The sequence below is a fragment of the Caldibacillus sp. 210928-DFI.2.18 genome, assembly GCF_020554505.1.
Taxonomy (GTDB): domain Bacteria; phylum Bacillota; class Bacilli; order Bacillales; family Caldibacillaceae; genus Caldifermentibacillus; species Caldifermentibacillus hisashii.
In genome coordinates this window covers 14,501-28,966 of the sequence record NZ_JAJCHL010000019.1, presented here as the reverse complement: position 1 = coordinate 28,966, position 14,466 = coordinate 14,501, and the positions used below count along the sequence as shown (strand labels likewise).

The 14,466-nt window shown below is 36.7% G+C and carries 14 protein-coding genes; 8 read left to right on the top strand and 6 right to left on the bottom strand.

Annotation, left to right across the window (positions count from 1 at the left end):
• Positions 1-82: 82 nt before the first annotated feature.
• The 4 genes from LIZ98_RS06215 to LIZ98_RS06200 all read left to right on the top strand — a co-directional run bounded on the left by LIZ98_RS06215 (position 83) and on the right by LIZ98_RS06200 (position 5,853).
• A complete protein-coding gene (locus tag LIZ98_RS06215; protein ID WP_227139237.1) occupies positions 83-937 on the top strand; it encodes a glycerophosphodiester phosphodiesterase in 855 nt (284 codons plus the stop codon).
• A gap of 369 nt (positions 938-1,306) precedes the next feature.
• Positions 1,307-1,675, top strand: coding sequence for a TetR/AcrR family transcriptional regulator (locus LIZ98_RS06210; RefSeq protein WP_227139236.1), 369 nt, complete (start codon positions 1,307-1,309; stop codon positions 1,673-1,675).
• Between the two features lie 99 nt (positions 1,676-1,774).
• Positions 1,775-4,015 (top strand): ABC transporter ATP-binding protein, encoded by a 2,241-nt coding sequence (locus LIZ98_RS06205; protein ID WP_227139235.1) that lies wholly within the window; start codon positions 1,775-1,777, stop codon positions 4,013-4,015.
• Entirely contained in the window at positions 4,012-5,853 is a 1,842-nt protein-coding gene (locus LIZ98_RS06200; RefSeq protein WP_227139234.1) for an ABC transporter ATP-binding protein, read from the top strand. The genes LIZ98_RS06205 and LIZ98_RS06200 overlap by 4 nt, the downstream gene beginning before the upstream one ends.
• 163 nt (positions 5,854-6,016) lie before the next feature.
• On the opposite strand, the gene LIZ98_RS06195 is transcribed toward LIZ98_RS06200, so the two are convergent.
• Positions 6,017-6,493 (bottom strand): hypothetical protein, encoded by a 477-nt coding sequence (locus tag LIZ98_RS06195; protein WP_227139233.1) that lies wholly within the window; start codon positions 6,491-6,493, stop codon positions 6,017-6,019.
• Positions 6,483-6,890 carry a helix-turn-helix domain-containing protein gene (locus tag LIZ98_RS06190; RefSeq protein WP_227139232.1) on the bottom strand — a complete coding sequence of 136 codons (408 nt, stop codon included), beginning with the start codon at positions 6,888-6,890 and terminating at the stop codon, positions 6,483-6,485. Before LIZ98_RS06190 ends, LIZ98_RS06195 begins: the two co-directional genes overlap by 11 nt.
• Positions 6,891-7,450: 560 nt before the next feature.
• Between LIZ98_RS06190 and LIZ98_RS06185 the strand changes: the two genes are divergently transcribed.
• From LIZ98_RS06185 to LIZ98_RS06175, 3 genes are read left to right on the top strand one after another with little or no spacing between them, the layout of a single operon-like run.
• On the top strand, positions 7,451-7,639 hold the full coding sequence (locus LIZ98_RS06185; RefSeq protein ID WP_227139231.1) for a hypothetical protein: 189 nt from the start codon (positions 7,451-7,453) through the stop codon (positions 7,637-7,639).
• A 56-nt stretch (positions 7,640-7,695) separates the two neighbouring features.
• On the top strand, positions 7,696-8,376 hold the full coding sequence (locus LIZ98_RS06180) for a hypothetical protein (RefSeq protein WP_227139230.1): 681 nt from the start codon (positions 7,696-7,698) through the stop codon (positions 8,374-8,376).
• A 4-nt stretch (positions 8,377-8,380) separates the two neighbouring features.
• Positions 8,381-8,854: an OmpA family protein gene (locus tag LIZ98_RS06175; RefSeq protein ID WP_227139229.1), complete on the top strand. Its 474-nt coding sequence runs from the start codon at positions 8,381-8,383 to the stop codon at positions 8,852-8,854.
• Positions 8,855-9,027: 173 nt separating this feature from the next.
• On the opposite strand, the gene LIZ98_RS06170 is transcribed toward LIZ98_RS06175, so the two are convergent.
• Positions 9,028-10,182 (bottom strand): MFS transporter, encoded by a 1,155-nt coding sequence (locus LIZ98_RS06170; protein WP_227139228.1) that lies wholly within the window; start codon positions 10,180-10,182, stop codon positions 9,028-9,030.
• Positions 10,183-10,342: 160 nt separating this feature from the next.
• Here LIZ98_RS06170 and LIZ98_RS06165 point away from each other — a divergent pair, with 160 nt between their 5' ends.
• Entirely contained in the window at positions 10,343-10,909 is a 567-nt protein-coding gene (locus LIZ98_RS06165) for a hypothetical protein (RefSeq protein ID WP_227202991.1), read from the top strand.
• Positions 10,910-11,162: 253 nt separating this feature from the next.
• On the opposite strand, the gene nagE is transcribed toward LIZ98_RS06165, so the two are convergent.
• The 3 genes from nagE to LIZ98_RS06150 all read right to left on the bottom strand — a co-directional run bounded on the left by nagE (position 11,163) and on the right by LIZ98_RS06150 (position 14,143).
• Positions 11,163-12,605: an N-acetylglucosamine-specific PTS transporter subunit IIBC gene (gene nagE / locus LIZ98_RS06160; RefSeq protein ID WP_108897498.1), complete on the bottom strand. Its 1,443-nt coding sequence runs from the start codon at positions 12,603-12,605 to the stop codon at positions 11,163-11,165.
• Positions 12,606-12,802: 197 nt separating this feature from the next.
• On the bottom strand, positions 12,803-13,621 hold the full coding sequence (locus LIZ98_RS06155; RefSeq protein WP_309240449.1) for a PRD domain-containing protein: 819 nt from the start codon (positions 13,619-13,621) through the stop codon (positions 12,803-12,805).
• A 36-nt stretch (positions 13,622-13,657) separates the two neighbouring features.
• Complete coding sequence (locus tag LIZ98_RS06150; protein ID WP_227139223.1) at positions 13,658-14,143, bottom strand: PTS sugar transporter subunit IIA; 486 nt, start codon at positions 14,141-14,143, stop codon at positions 13,658-13,660.
• Positions 14,144-14,466 lie beyond the last annotated feature (323 nt).

Below are 14,466 nucleotides of genomic sequence, written 5' to 3'. Positions count from 1 at the left end.
AATTTTTACTGAAGAGGTTCAAGAGAGAAAGTATGGTTCCCCATGCTTTTTCTCCTTTTTCATAAAGAAAGGAAGAATTCCGATGACAAAGATCTATGGACATCGAGGAGCAAAAGGAATATATCCGGAAAATACCTGCCTGAGTTTTATGAAGGCAATTGAATTCGGTGTTGACGGAATTGAACTGGATGTTCATTTAACAAAAGATGGTGAAGTTGTAGTCATTCATGATGAAACATTGGACCGCACAACAAGTGGAACCGGCTGGATTAAAGATTTAACATTAGCTGAGATAAAAAAGGTCAGTGCCGGAAGTCGTTATGCACATTTGCCGGATTATGATGCAACTTGGGATAAGGAAAAGGTTCCTACATTAAAGGAAGTGTTGCAATTACTGGCCCCGTATCCGGTCGAATTGAATATTGAACTGAAAACAGATATGGTAGCTTATCACCATATTGAAGAAAAGGTTCATAATCTTGTTGAACAATATGGAAAAGGAAGGAAAGTCGTTTATTCATCTTTTCACTTGCCCACGATTTTGCGTATGAGAGAAATAAATTCGAAAGCAAATATTGCTTGGTTATTAAATGAAGGAATCTCTCTTCCTGAAGACTTTATGAAGACATTTCATTTGGAAGCCTTACATTTGAACAAACATGTGGTATTGTCAAAGCCACAAGTATTTAGGCGAATATTTCGAGCCATTGATCGGCTCCATGTCGATCTTCCCAAAGAAGTGAAACATTATGTGAAAAACAGAATCCATGACTGCAATACAAATTTACTGGAAAATCTCTCTGACAAAATCCGTGTCTGGACGGTCAATGCGCCAAATGAAATTAGTCAACTCTTAAAATTACAAGTAAATACCATTATGACTGATTTCCCCAGCAGAGCGATAGCGATAAAGAAAGAACAACAAACGCATGTATAGCTTTTTTTAAAAAGATGTTTAAAACATATTGGAAACTTATTATCTGTTACCTTTAAACAGATATGTAAATGACAACGATAAGATATGAAAGTCAAAGGATTCCATCATGGATGAAAATATTATTCATAGAATTAATTGTGATTTGATATCCATAAAGTATACAATTGGAAACCAAGAATGCTGAAACCTTATTCTTGGTTTCCTTTCCCTACCACTTATAAACTTTGCAGGAAAATACTCGAGTAAAAATTCAATTTTCCGCTCAATTTCCAACAATATCTTTCTTCCATGTCATTGACAAAACTCGTCATAATTGTTAAGATAGTGACCACTTGGTCATGGATTACATGCTAGGTGATGGTTAAATACATGAATAGAAAAAAACCGATTATGAAAAAGGCTATTGAATTATTCGCAAATCAAGGAATCGAGGCAACAGCGGTTCAGCAATTCACAGATGCTTGCGGTATTTCAAAAGGAGCCTTTTATTTGGTGTTTAAATCGAAAACGGACCTAATATTATCAATCGTTGATGAGTTTGGGAAACGATTTTTATTAGAACTTGACCAATTAGTCAAGCCAGAACAAGAAGCACAGCAAAAATTATTGCAGTTCTACCTGATATTTTGCGAGGAAATTTTTAGAAATTTTGAACGCGATGAAAAATATACTGAGGTACTTAGATCAAAATTAGGAAACATCTCCCTTCCTCAAGTTATCACAAAAAAGCGAGGATGATTCTAATCGCATGCTCAACGATTATTCCCAAAATCGTGTTTGATAATGATAGAATACTTTTAAGTAAAACGAATTTGAAAGATAGAGAGGAAATGTTATATGAAGTTATTATTAAAATATCTTAAACCTTTCACTCTAACCATATTGATTTGTATTGCGTTTCTTTTTGTGCAAGCAATTTCGGAATTACAATTGCCAAATTTTATGAGTGATATGGTAAATAATGGCATTCAAACGGGTGGAATTGAAGAGGGAGCTCCGGATGCCATCAGTGAAGAAGGAATGAATTTAATCCAGTTGCTTATGGATAAAGACAGTCAATCCATTATGAATGATAGTTATACATTAATCGAAGCGGGGAGTTCAAAAGCTGATCAGTATAAAAGTGACTATCCGGCTGTAAAAGATAAGAATATTTATGTCTTAACGGAAACGGATCAAGACAAATTAGCCCAAACTGGTAAAGCCTATACACAAGCCACTTATGCTTTGACACTTAGTTTAGAGGATATGGCGGGTGAAATCAATGCGGCACAAGGCAATACTAATAGCAATAAAAATGCGAATTTATCCGATGTTGATACGAGTAAAATCTATGAAATGCTTCCTTACTTAACTCAACTTCAGCAAGCAGGGAAATTAGACAAATATATTTCTTTAGCTGCCGAAGATGATTCTATGGCAGCCGGACAAGTTTCCACCACCTTTACAAGAATTTTTTATAAAGAATTGGGTGTAAATTTAGAACAAATTCAAAACCATTATATTATTATAAAAGGGTTGCAAATGCTTGGCTTGGCTCTGCTTAGTGTTGTCGCTTCCATCGTGGTTGGTTGGTTTGCGACCAAGGTTGCGACAACTGCTTCCAAAAATCTGCGCAAGGATGTATTCAAAAAAGTTATGTCTTTTTCAAGTGCAGAATATGATAAGTTTTCGCAAGCTTCCTTAATAACAAGAAGTACGAATGATATACAACAAATTCAAGTCTTAATTTTAATGGGTATTCGGATGATTTGCTATGCCCCGATTATCGGGATTGGCGGAATCGTGATGGCGCTTCGGACGACTGTGTCGATAAGTTGGACGATTGCCGTTGCCGTAGCTGCCTTGTTAATACTCATGATAGCCATTCTCTCAATTGCGATGCCGAAGTTTAAAATGTTACAAACTTTAATCGATAAAGTGAACTTGGTCAGCCGGGAAAATCTTGCCGGTATGATGGTTATTCGTACATTTGGTAATGAGCAGTTTGAGGAAAAACGTTTTGAGAAAGCAAATGATCACTTACGTAAAACCAATCGATTTATTCAAAGAACGATGTCATTTTTGATGCCTGCAATGATGTTGATTATGAACTTGGTTAGTTTGTTAATTGTGTGGGTTGGTGGAAAAGCGATTGCTGATTCCACTTTGGAAATTGGCGATATGATGGCTTTTATTCAATACGCCATGCAAATTATTATTGCTTTCCTAATGATTTCCGTCATTTTTATCTTAGTACCAAGAGCATTAGTTTCAGCAAAACGTGTTCAGGAAGTATTGGATACAGAATTAATCGTTACTGATAGCGATGAGGTCCAACATTTATCGAATCCAAAAGGTAAAATAGAATTTGACCATGTGTCATTTCGGTATCCTGATGCAGAAGAAAGTATTTTAGTAAATATATCTTTTGTTGCCAAACCAGGGGAAACAACAGCATTTATCGGCTCTACCGGATCGGGGAAATCAACATTAATCAATTTAATACCGCGATTTTATGATGTCACTGAGGGCAGAATTACGTTTGATGGTATTGATATTCGCAATCTGCCGCAAAAGGAATTACGCGATCATATTGGCTATGTGCCACAAAAAGGCTTCCTATTTTCAGGGGATATCGCATCAAATATCCAATACGGAAATTCGGAAGCTACCGAAGAAGAAATTTGGAAGGCCATTGAGGTGGCACAAGGGAAAGACTTTGTTGAAGAATTTGAAGAAGGGATTCATACTGCTATTTCGCAAGGTGGAACAAATGTCAGCGGCGGGCAAAGACAACGTTTATCAATCGCTCGTGCATTAATTAAAAAGCCTCCTGTTTATATTTTTGATGACAGTTTTTCAGCACTCGACTTAAAGACTGATGCAGCATTGAGAAAAGCATTGGATCAATACACACATGACTCAACCGTTTTAATTGTTGCTCAGCGGGTTAGCACGATTATTAATGCCGATCAAATAATTGTCCTTGATAAAGGCAAAATCGTAGGGAAAGGAACCCATAAAGAATTGCTGGAGAGCTGTGAAGAATACCGGGAAATTGTAGAATCACAGCTATCGAGGGAGGAATTAGCATGAGTGAAGGAAAACAACCGAGACGCCATCCGGGAAGCCCAATGGGTAGAATGCAGGTTGAAAAAGCAAAGGATTTTAAAGGCAGCTTGAAAAAATTGGCTTCTTATTTAAATCCTTTTAAATGGTATGTGTTTCTTGTTGCAATTTTGGCCATTGCCGGTTCTGTCTTTTCCATTGTCGGACCAAAAATTTTAGCCAAGGCAACAGATGAGTTAGCTGTAGGTATTAAGAATATGATGCTGGGTGCAGATAGTGGAATTAATTTTAATTATATTGGGAAAATCATCCTTCTATTAATCGGGTTGTACGTGTTAAGTGCTGCATTTATGTATATTCAAGGGTACTTTATGTCTAATGTAGCGACAACGGTTTCCTATAATTTACGTAATTCAATTATGCAGAAAATGAACCGACTGCCGTTTAGTTATTTTCAAAAAAATAGCCAAGGGGATGTGCTTTCTCGAATCACAAATGATGTCGATCTACTTGAACAATCCCTTAGTCAAAGCATTACCCAATTTTTGACATCTGTTGCATCGATTGTTGGTGTTTTCATTATGATGCTGACGATCAGCTGGAAGTTAACCTTGATTGCCCTAGGGATGATTCCTGTATCAATGATCCTTATTATCGGTGTTGTGAAATTATCACAAAAGCATTTTAATAACCAACAGAAATATTTGGGTCGCGTCAATGGTCATGTAGAAGAAATGTATGGCGGACATGTGGTCATTAAAGCTTTTAACGGTGAAAATCAAGCAGTACAAGATTTTGAAAAAGAAAATGAAAAATTAGCTTTAAATGCGAGAAAAGCTGAATTTTTATCAGGTTTAATGATGCCGGTCATGGGCTTTGTCGGAAATCTCGGTTATGTTGTTGTATGTATCGTTGGTGCATCGATGGCATCAAACGGGAAAATTACCATTGGGGATATTCAAGCTTTTATCCAATATGTCCGTAATTTTACTCAACCCATCACCCAGTTGTCAAATATTTCCAACCAATTTCAAAGAATGGTAGCCGCAGCAGAACGGATCTTTGAATTTTTAAATGAAGAAGAGGAAAAAGATGAAAATGTAAAATATAAGGTGAAAGATTTACCCATACAGGGGAATATTCGTTTTGAACATGTGAAATTCGGTTATTATCCGGAACAAGTGGTTATTAAAGATTTTACCGCTGAAATTAAAGCCGGTCAGAAAGTAGCCATTGTCGGACCAACCGGAGCGGGAAAAACAACAATGGTTAAATTACTTATGAGGTTTTATGATATCAATGAAGGGGCAATTTATATCGATAACTACAATATAAACAATTTCTCCAGACAAGATTTGCGCACGCTTTTCGGAATGGTTTTACAAGATACATGGCTCTATAATGGAACGATTTTGGATAATATCCGCTATGGTAAAATCGATGCTACAGACGAAGAGGTTATGGAAGCGGCAAAAATGGCACAGGTTGACCATTTTGTAAAAACATTACCGAATAGTTATCATATGGAATTGAACGAAGAAACAAGCAATATATCCCAAGGTCAAAAACAATTATTAACGATTGCCAGGGCGATTCTATCTGATCCAAAAATCTTAATTTTGGATGAGGCAACCAGCTCCGTCGATACCCGTACAGAAGTTTTAATTCAAAAAGCAATGGATAAATTAATGGAAGGCAGAACGAGTTTTATTATTGCGCACAGACTCTCCACGATTAAAAATGCGGATTTAATTCTCTGTATGAAAGACGGGGATATTGTCGAACAAGGTACACATGAAGAATTATTGGCAAAAGGCGGGTTTTATGCAAATCTTTATAACAGCCAATTTGATAAGGTTTCATAATCGTTTCACTGACAAATAAAAATTAGAGGTCTCGAACCAATTGCTGCTTGGATTGAGGCCTCTTTTTAACTTTATGTCGAGAAACTTTCATGTCATTCAATGTTTTCATCTACCATTCTGTTTCGAATTTTATTAAGCTGATTTTTTTTCAAATCATAAGGAATCATTTAATTCTTTTTAAATCCCGTATTTCTGCTTCTTGTTCAATGGAACGAAGAGAAAGTTTTTCAAGTATTATTTCTTGACGTTCTTGTCCATCTTTTAAGGATAAAACTTCCCCATGCAGTCTATAAACATCCATGGAAAGAGCATCAAGTTTGGTTTTCATTTCTTCTTGACGATGTCTTATGGCACGAACAATTTCGTTTGTCTCATTTAGTTGTGTCTGCATTAAGTGTTGAGATTCCTTAATATCCTTAATTTCGGATTTCATAGACTTCATTTCGGTTTGCATTGATTGCTGGGAATCTTTAATCCCCATAATATCGGCTTGCATAGACTTAATTTCGACTTGCATTGACTTAATTTCGTTCTGCATGACCTGTTGTGATTCTCTGATACCTTTTAATTCTCCCAAAATTTGTCCCACAATTTGTTCATTCAGTGCAAGTAACTCCTTTAAAAACTTATTATTTGACATCCCCGTATTCTTCAATATCTTCTTCTAAAATCAATTGTTTCACCCTGAAAAGTTTAATAAGTTCTTTCACCTTCTTAGCAGGGTCAGAAGCAAGTTCTTGAAATAATAGAGGATGTTTTTTCAATTCTTTTATGAAGTTGAATTCTTCTTCCGTCAATTCAATTTCATGATCGGCTACCAAGGCTTTCTTCCTCTCATGTTCCTCGCCGGTTAAGTAGGAAATGGAAACATTATATTTAACTGCTAATTTTTGCAAAGTTTCAATGGATGGTTCATTTCTTCCTTGTTCATAATAGCCATAGCCACTTTCGGTCATGCCAAGATAATTCGCTATATCCTTCTGGGTCAATTTATGCTTTTTCCTCAACGTTTTTAGTCTCTCTGATAAGACAGTCATTTGAATTTTCCTCTATTCTTTGTTCATTTATTTACAATTTTATGTTGGCAAAAAAGATAAACCACAACGTTTTATTGTACTAATTATATCTAATAATAAGTTGCTTGTCATCAATTTTTTAAGGAATTTTTTATCTTTGAATCAAGAACACTCACTGACCCAAAAACTTACCAAAAGTTAAAACTAGTACTTGAAAGAAACTAATAGTGAAATTTGGGAAGTGCTCTTTCAGTTGATTGATGCTACCCGATGCGATACCGGTGCGTGAAAACTAAGCAAATAATAGAAACATTGGCAAAATCGGTTATTTATGTTGATTTAATAATTCCAAGGCAAGAGGACCTGGAAAACGATATTTATATATAGAGAATGATGGGTGAAAAGTACATGAATTATGAGGCAGGAGTTTTAGCTTTTCTATAGGCCAAAGGATATTCATGAATGTTGTGACTATTTTGAAGTCCACGTATGACACTTTTTCTAGGACTATGAGCTTATTCCTTTTTTGTTGAAAATCGTTTAATTTATTTTAAGAATTAGTAATTTTAGGGGAGAATATGGTGAGAAAATCATGTTGGTTTTTCCTGATTTTAGCAACAATACTTTTTTTAGTTGGATGTGAGGAAAAACAGACAAAAGGGGAAGATAGTAGCCGTGTTGCTGTAAAGATGCAAGCCAAGCAGAAGGAAAGCAAAAGGAGAAATCAAAAAATAACGGTGATAAAAAGAATCCGACAAATATTAAATTAAGTGGAGAAATAGTCAACGAAAACGGAAAGATTGTCGTTAAAGGGAAAAGAAATTTAATGAAAGGGACATATGTAGAAATTGATTGGCTTGATCGACCTTTTTCCATACGAAATCCGATATGCTTGCTTTGTGAGAAGGGTACTGTTGTTGACAAAAATGGAAATTTTACATTTGAAATACCACAAGATCTACAAGACCATGAATATGTTTTAGTGACGATTGAAGTCGTTCTCGGAGGATTGGGACAGCCGGAAGAGATTGAAGCTGTTTATGGTGAGCATGGAGAGAACTTAAAAGGACCATTTGTCTACAAACATGAAATACTGGAAGAAGAATATCAAAAAATCTTTGCTTCTGTTCTTGTTTCACCGAATGGGAAACAAACCGTGTATCCGATTAAATCACCAAAAAGGGAAGAGGTTCCTGATGATTATGTCAGCACGAAAGTTTGGATTGATACGAAGCTAACGAATGACCATCATTATTTCTATGTAAAAGGGAAATCAAATTTGTTAGAAGGAACACGTTTGAACGCTTTCTATTACTCTTCCAAAGACGCAACACTATCACAAAATTGGATTGGTTTAAGTGCAGAAGTTGTTAGTGACGGTACGTTTTTCTTACAAATTCCATATGATACAATTACAGAAAGTGGATTTATTGTCATTACTTCAAAGCCAAATGATTCACATGTATTGGAAACAAGAATGAAAGAAATTTATGGGGGGGCAATTTGAAAAAATGAGCGGTGATCAGGTGAAACCAAATGAGGAAGGCGGGAATATGATTGAAGTCCTCCTTTATCCGAAACCGCCAATCGTTAAAGCTCCGGAAAAAACAATGCTCACTACAGATGATGAAGAAATAAAAATTCAATTACCTGACGAAATATTATTTGATCATGATAAAAGTGATTTGAAAACTGATGCCCAAAATACATTGAACGAGCTCATTCAATCTTTGGAAACATTGAAAGAAGATACAGTTATTCAAATTAATGGACATACCGACAGTACAGGTGATGACCAATATAATATGACATTATCAGAAAATAGAGCTAAAGCGGTAGAAGCTTATTTGCGACAAAGTGAAAAAGTAAATCATATGCAGATTAGTATACATGGATTCGGTGAAACGAGGCCGATTGCAGCAAATAATACCGAGGAAGGAAAAGCAAAAAATCGCCGCGTAGAAATTGTAATTAATCCAAAATAAAAAGAGAAAGGGGATTCCGGAGGGCCGTATTCAGCGCTGGATTCCCCTTTTTCCTTATATAATATAAAATAAAAGCGTTTTTACAAGGAAAGGGCACATAAGTGATGTGTGCCCTAAATTTGTGGAACTCATTTGAAAAAAGCTTCATTGCGGCATGACACAATGAATCACCTTTAATAGTTATATTTTCGTTTTGTAGCCAAGGTTAGAAATAAAGCCGGGATGGTGCATGCGATCATTCCTAAAAAGGCCGTCTTTGCCGAAACTTCATATAAAAATCCGGCCGGGAAGGTCAGCAAAGCATTAATTAAACTCATGGCAAAAGCAGTATACATACCTTGAGCGGTCGGAATTTGGCTTGTATTCAGTCGTTTCGAGATAAATTGAATCGTGGCGTAGTGAGCATAACCAAAGGAAACCACATGCAAAAGTTGCGAACCAATAAAAACAAATACATTCGGGAAAAGGAAAACGAGAACCCACCGTAAAGTAGAACCAATGGCCGCCCAGATGTACATTGTCGATATTTTCATATTGGCCAGAAACGAATCTGCTTTTGCAAAAAACAAGATTTCTCCTAAAACGGCTACATTTAAAATAAGTCCTATGTAAAAACTATTTATGCCTAAATCCTGTAAATAGATAAATCCATAATTATAATAGGATGTATGTGAGCCTTGTAATAAAACGGAAATAATTAGAATGATAAGAAATTCCTTTGATGTAAAGAGTTTTTTGAAGTTTCCTATACTCGTATTTGAATTTTGTTTTTTCGGTTCTGTTTTCAAAATGAGTGGAGTCGCTTGGAATTGGGAAAAGATAATGAACACGATGCCTGCCAGCATTAACCAATAAATTGCTTTTTCTTGAAATAAGGAAGTCCCAAGCCCGACAACAATTAAAGCAACCGTATAGCCGATTGAGCCAAAGGAACGACTCTTTCCATAATCGAGTTTTTCGTTTGCTAATAAAATGGTGGCACTGCCCTCTACACCGGGCATTAAGTTTGGATAAATAAGACTAAATAAAACGGTAATGAGAAGTAGTACACTATAGGATTCAAAGGGAATATATGAAATCATCAGAACGAGTGAAAGAAGTGCAATCCCTTTCATTACAGTGCTAATGGAAAATCGGTTAGTTGCAACTGGGAACAAAATCAAAGTAGAAAATGATCTTGTCAGTAATCCGGCCCCAATAATAATACTTGCAGCGGATACGGAAAGTCCCTTATCGCCTGTTAGCCAGCCCGTCCAATAAGGCATGAAAATTCCCCATGTAAAGAAAAATGTGAAGTAGTTAAATGAAAGCCAACGTTGATTGTTCATTTTTAAAGTCCTTCCTGCAATCTTTCATCTTATTATTATACCATGTTTTCTGGAAGTATTAAGTAACTGACAAAGACTGTTGAAAAACATGTCAGTAAGGGAATTGAAATGTTTTATCTTGGGACAATTCGACAAGGTTTCTTTTAGAGATTTTTGTCTCATGGATGGTTTCGTCGCCAAAAACAGGTGGATTTCGGGCAAAATTAGTGACGAGAAGGGGCTTCGTCGCCAAAAAAGGGGGTTTCTTGGCTCAAAAAGACGACGAGAAGGGGTCTCGTCGCCAAAAAAGGGGGTTTCCCGGGCAAAAGTGATGACGAGAAGGGGTCTCGTCGCCAAAAAAAGGGATTTCCCGTGCAAAAAAGACGACGAGAAGGGATCTCGTCGCCAAAAAGTGGCATTTTCCGGCTCAAAAAGACGACGAGAAAGGGTTTCGTCGCCAAAAAAGGGAGTTTTCCGCTTCAAAAAGACGACGAGAAGGGATCTCGTCGCCAAAAAAGGGAGTTTCCCGTGCAAAAAAGACGACGAGAAAAGGTCTCGTCGCCAAAAAAGGGGGTTTCCCGGGCAAAAAAGACGACGAGAAAGGGTCTCGTCGCCAAAAAAGGGAGTTTCTTGGCTCAAAAAGACGACGAGAAAGGGTCTCGTCGCCAAAAAAGGGAGTTTTCCGCTTCAAAAAGACGACGAGAAGGTACTTCGTCGCCAAAAAGTGGCGTTTCCCGGGCAAAAGTGATGACGAGAAAGGGTTTCGTCGCCAAAAAGTGGGATTTCTTGGCTCAAAAAGATGACGAGAAAGGGTCTCGTCGCCAAAAAGTGGCATTTTCCGCTTCGTAATGGTAACGAGAAAAGAGTCTTGTCTCCAAAAACAAGTGCAACTCTCCCAAATTTGCGACAAGAAAGGGTTCCTCTGAGACATTTCTTCTATCCAATTCATAAAAACAGGGTATGCGAATTGTGCATACCCTGTTATTCGGCATGTCATAAGGTTATTTACGTAGCTTTGTGATTTCGTCTGCAACAAATTGCACGTTTGTACCAACAATTACTTGTATGCTTGTTGGCCCGACTTCTTTTATGCCCGAAATTCCGGTTGATTTGATTTTTTGTTGGTCTACTTTTCTCATGTCTTTAACTTCAACTCTTAGACGTGTTACACAATTATCAATTGCGACAACATTTGCATCTCCACCTAAACCTTCATAGATAATTTTTGCCATTGTTGCGAACCGATCTTTTCCGGGAGCATTAACTATTTCACCAACTTCATCATCATCTTCGCGGCCAGGTGTTTTTAAGTTGAATTTTACAATTAAGTAGCGGAATAAGAAATAGTAAATAACCGCAAATACAAGTCCCTGTAGCAAGAGCATATAAGGTTGGTTAGCTAAAGGTAGTCGAGAACTTAAGAAAAAGTCAACGAAACCTGCACTGAAACCAAATCCGGCCGTCCAATGGAATGTTGCGGCGATAAATAATGAAACACCTGTTAAAAGTGCGTGTACAACATATAGTGCTGGTGCCAAGAACATAAAGGCAAATTCAATTGGTTCTGTAACACCGGTGAAAAATGCAGCAAATGCGGCTGCAAGTAATAAAGAAGCTGCTTGTTTTTTCTTTTCCGTTTTTGCGGTATGATACATAGCTAGAGCGGCTGCAGGTAAGCCAAACATCATAACAGGGAAGAAACCTGCTTGATACATACCGGTTATCCCTTTTACTCCTTTACCGGACCAGAAATTTCCAATATCATTGATTCCGGCAACGTCAAACCAGAATACAGAGTTTAACGCATGATGCAAACCGGTAGGAATCAATAGGCGGTTAAATAATCCGTACAGGCCGGCACCGGCAGCACCTAGTTTTGCGATTGCTTCACCAAATGCGACGAGTGCTCCGTAAACAGGTGGCCAAACAAAGAATAAGATAACGGAAATAAGAATCATCGAAACTGCTGTCATAATCGGAACCAGTCGCTTGCCGCTGAAGAAAGCCAATGCGTCCGGTAATTTCACATTATGGAAACGGTTATAACATAAAGAAGCAATAATACCTGATAAAATACCAACAAATGCGTTTCCAATTTTTCCAAAAGCAGGATCCACGGCATCTACTTTAATTCCCAGAAACATTGCAACAGTTGCGGTTGACAGCAAAGTAGTTGTGACAAGAAAGGCAACAAGCCCGCTTAGAGCAGCAGAGCCGTCTCGCTCTTTCGACATTCCAAGTGCAACACCTACAGCAAATAATATTGGGATATTATCAATAATGGAACCGCCTGCCTTAATTAGAAAGGCAGCAACCGGACTTTCCGCACCCCAACTGACCGGGTCAATCCAGTAACCAATACCCATTAAAATTGCGGCTGCTGGTAAAACAGCTACAGGTAACATTAATGATTTCCCAAGTCTTTGTAAATACTTCATGACCATTCTAACCATACCTCCATTTTAAGTTTTATTAGTGGCTCCGTTAAAAGTAACAATTGCAAAAGGTTATCAAATATAACACCAAAATATGTGAGTTTATACAGAGCCTGTGAAGAGAAAGAATTGAATTGTTAGCAGCTGGTTCCTTTTTGTTTTGAAAATAATCACCTCCTTTAAGAAACCAACATTTCTTATTGAACTTATTTACGCAATCTCTCAATATGCAATGTAATATAGGCGAGTTCTTCTTCAGACAAGTGAATATTATATTTGTCTGCTACCTCTTTTGCTAAGGCAAGAGCACATTGATAAGAAACTGGTAATTTATTTTTTATCATTACAATCATTTCATCATCCAGTGTGCGTATCTCATATTCCTTTACTCTAGTTAAAGCATAGCGCAAGTGCGTTACTAAACGATGATAGGCTAAGTCATCTTCTTCTACTCGGATTGACAAATGGTTCTTTATGATTTCGACCATATCTTTTATGATTGTTGTTTGATAAATCGTTTCTTTTAAATTTTTACTTTTCGGTTTCATTGTATGGATATGGAGGGCAATGAAACCGGCTTCATCTTCCGGAATGTTAATATGTAATTTTTCGTTTATATAATTTATGGCCCAAAGTCCAATTTCAAATTCCGGCCGGTATAAGATTTTAATTTCATTTAAAAGTTTGTTTCTTAGGTGAATACCCTCAAGTTCCCTTTCGATTGTGAATGAAATGTGATCAGTCAGGATAATGTGGATGTGATCATTTAATTTTGTGCCTAACTGTTTTTCTGCATATGAAATAATTTTTTCAGAGATTAATAGATGTTCTCCCGGAATTCGGCTTAATAGTTGTTGTAATTTTTCTTTATCTTCAATAACAAATAATTTTTCAATTTTATTGGGGTTAACAATATCGTTTTTCTTCTTGTCAAACGCAACTCCTGTTCCAATAGCTACTTTTTCTTCCTCTCCATCCCTAACAATTACGGCATTATTGTTTAATATTTTGGAGATTTTCATCATCATTCACCACCTTACCTGTTTTTATTAGGAAGAGGATTATCCAGTTATGGACATAATAACAGTTTTTCCAATATGGACTGTTTTTTTCACAGTGAATGAAATTAGTTTTTTATGTTCATCATCATTCGTAATAATAATAGGAGAAATGATTGATTTAGCCTGACTGTTGATAAAAGCTAAATCAACGTCCATGAGTGGTTGACCAATGGAAACAGAATCCCCGATTTTTAAAAAAGGATGAAAACCTTCCCCATTTAAGTCAACCGTGTCTAGGCCAACATGAATTAATAATTCTGTCCCATCCTCAGCTTTTAAACCGATTGCGTGTTTTGTAGGTGCAATGAGAATCACTTTCCCATTTATCGGTGCACAAAAATGCCCGTCAGTTGGTACTATGGCAATTCCATCTCCCATTAATTTGTCACAAAATACAGGGTCGGGAACAAAGGATAGAGGAATTACTTCCCCGTTGACCGGGGCATAAATTGAAAGATCTCGCTTTTTCTTAAAAAAACTGAGCATACGTATTTCTCCTTTATTAAAAAATAAAAAAGGCATGGTGGTAAAGTGGTAGAATACTACCCTTTTGTTACCACCATGCCTGATCGAATCAGTAACATGTGATCTGATATACAATTTATTTATCTCTATCATACTATTAGTTTGAAAAAATGGCAAGAGAATTATTTAAGCGCTTTCAAAAAATCCGGATTATGCATCTTAGAACAGTATGATATTTTCCCAAAAAGAATATTTGCTGTGTAAAATGGTCATTATGTTCAAGATAATTGGTAGAATATCTACAAAAAAGCCTGAATTTATGCATCTTAGAACAGTGCGTTATT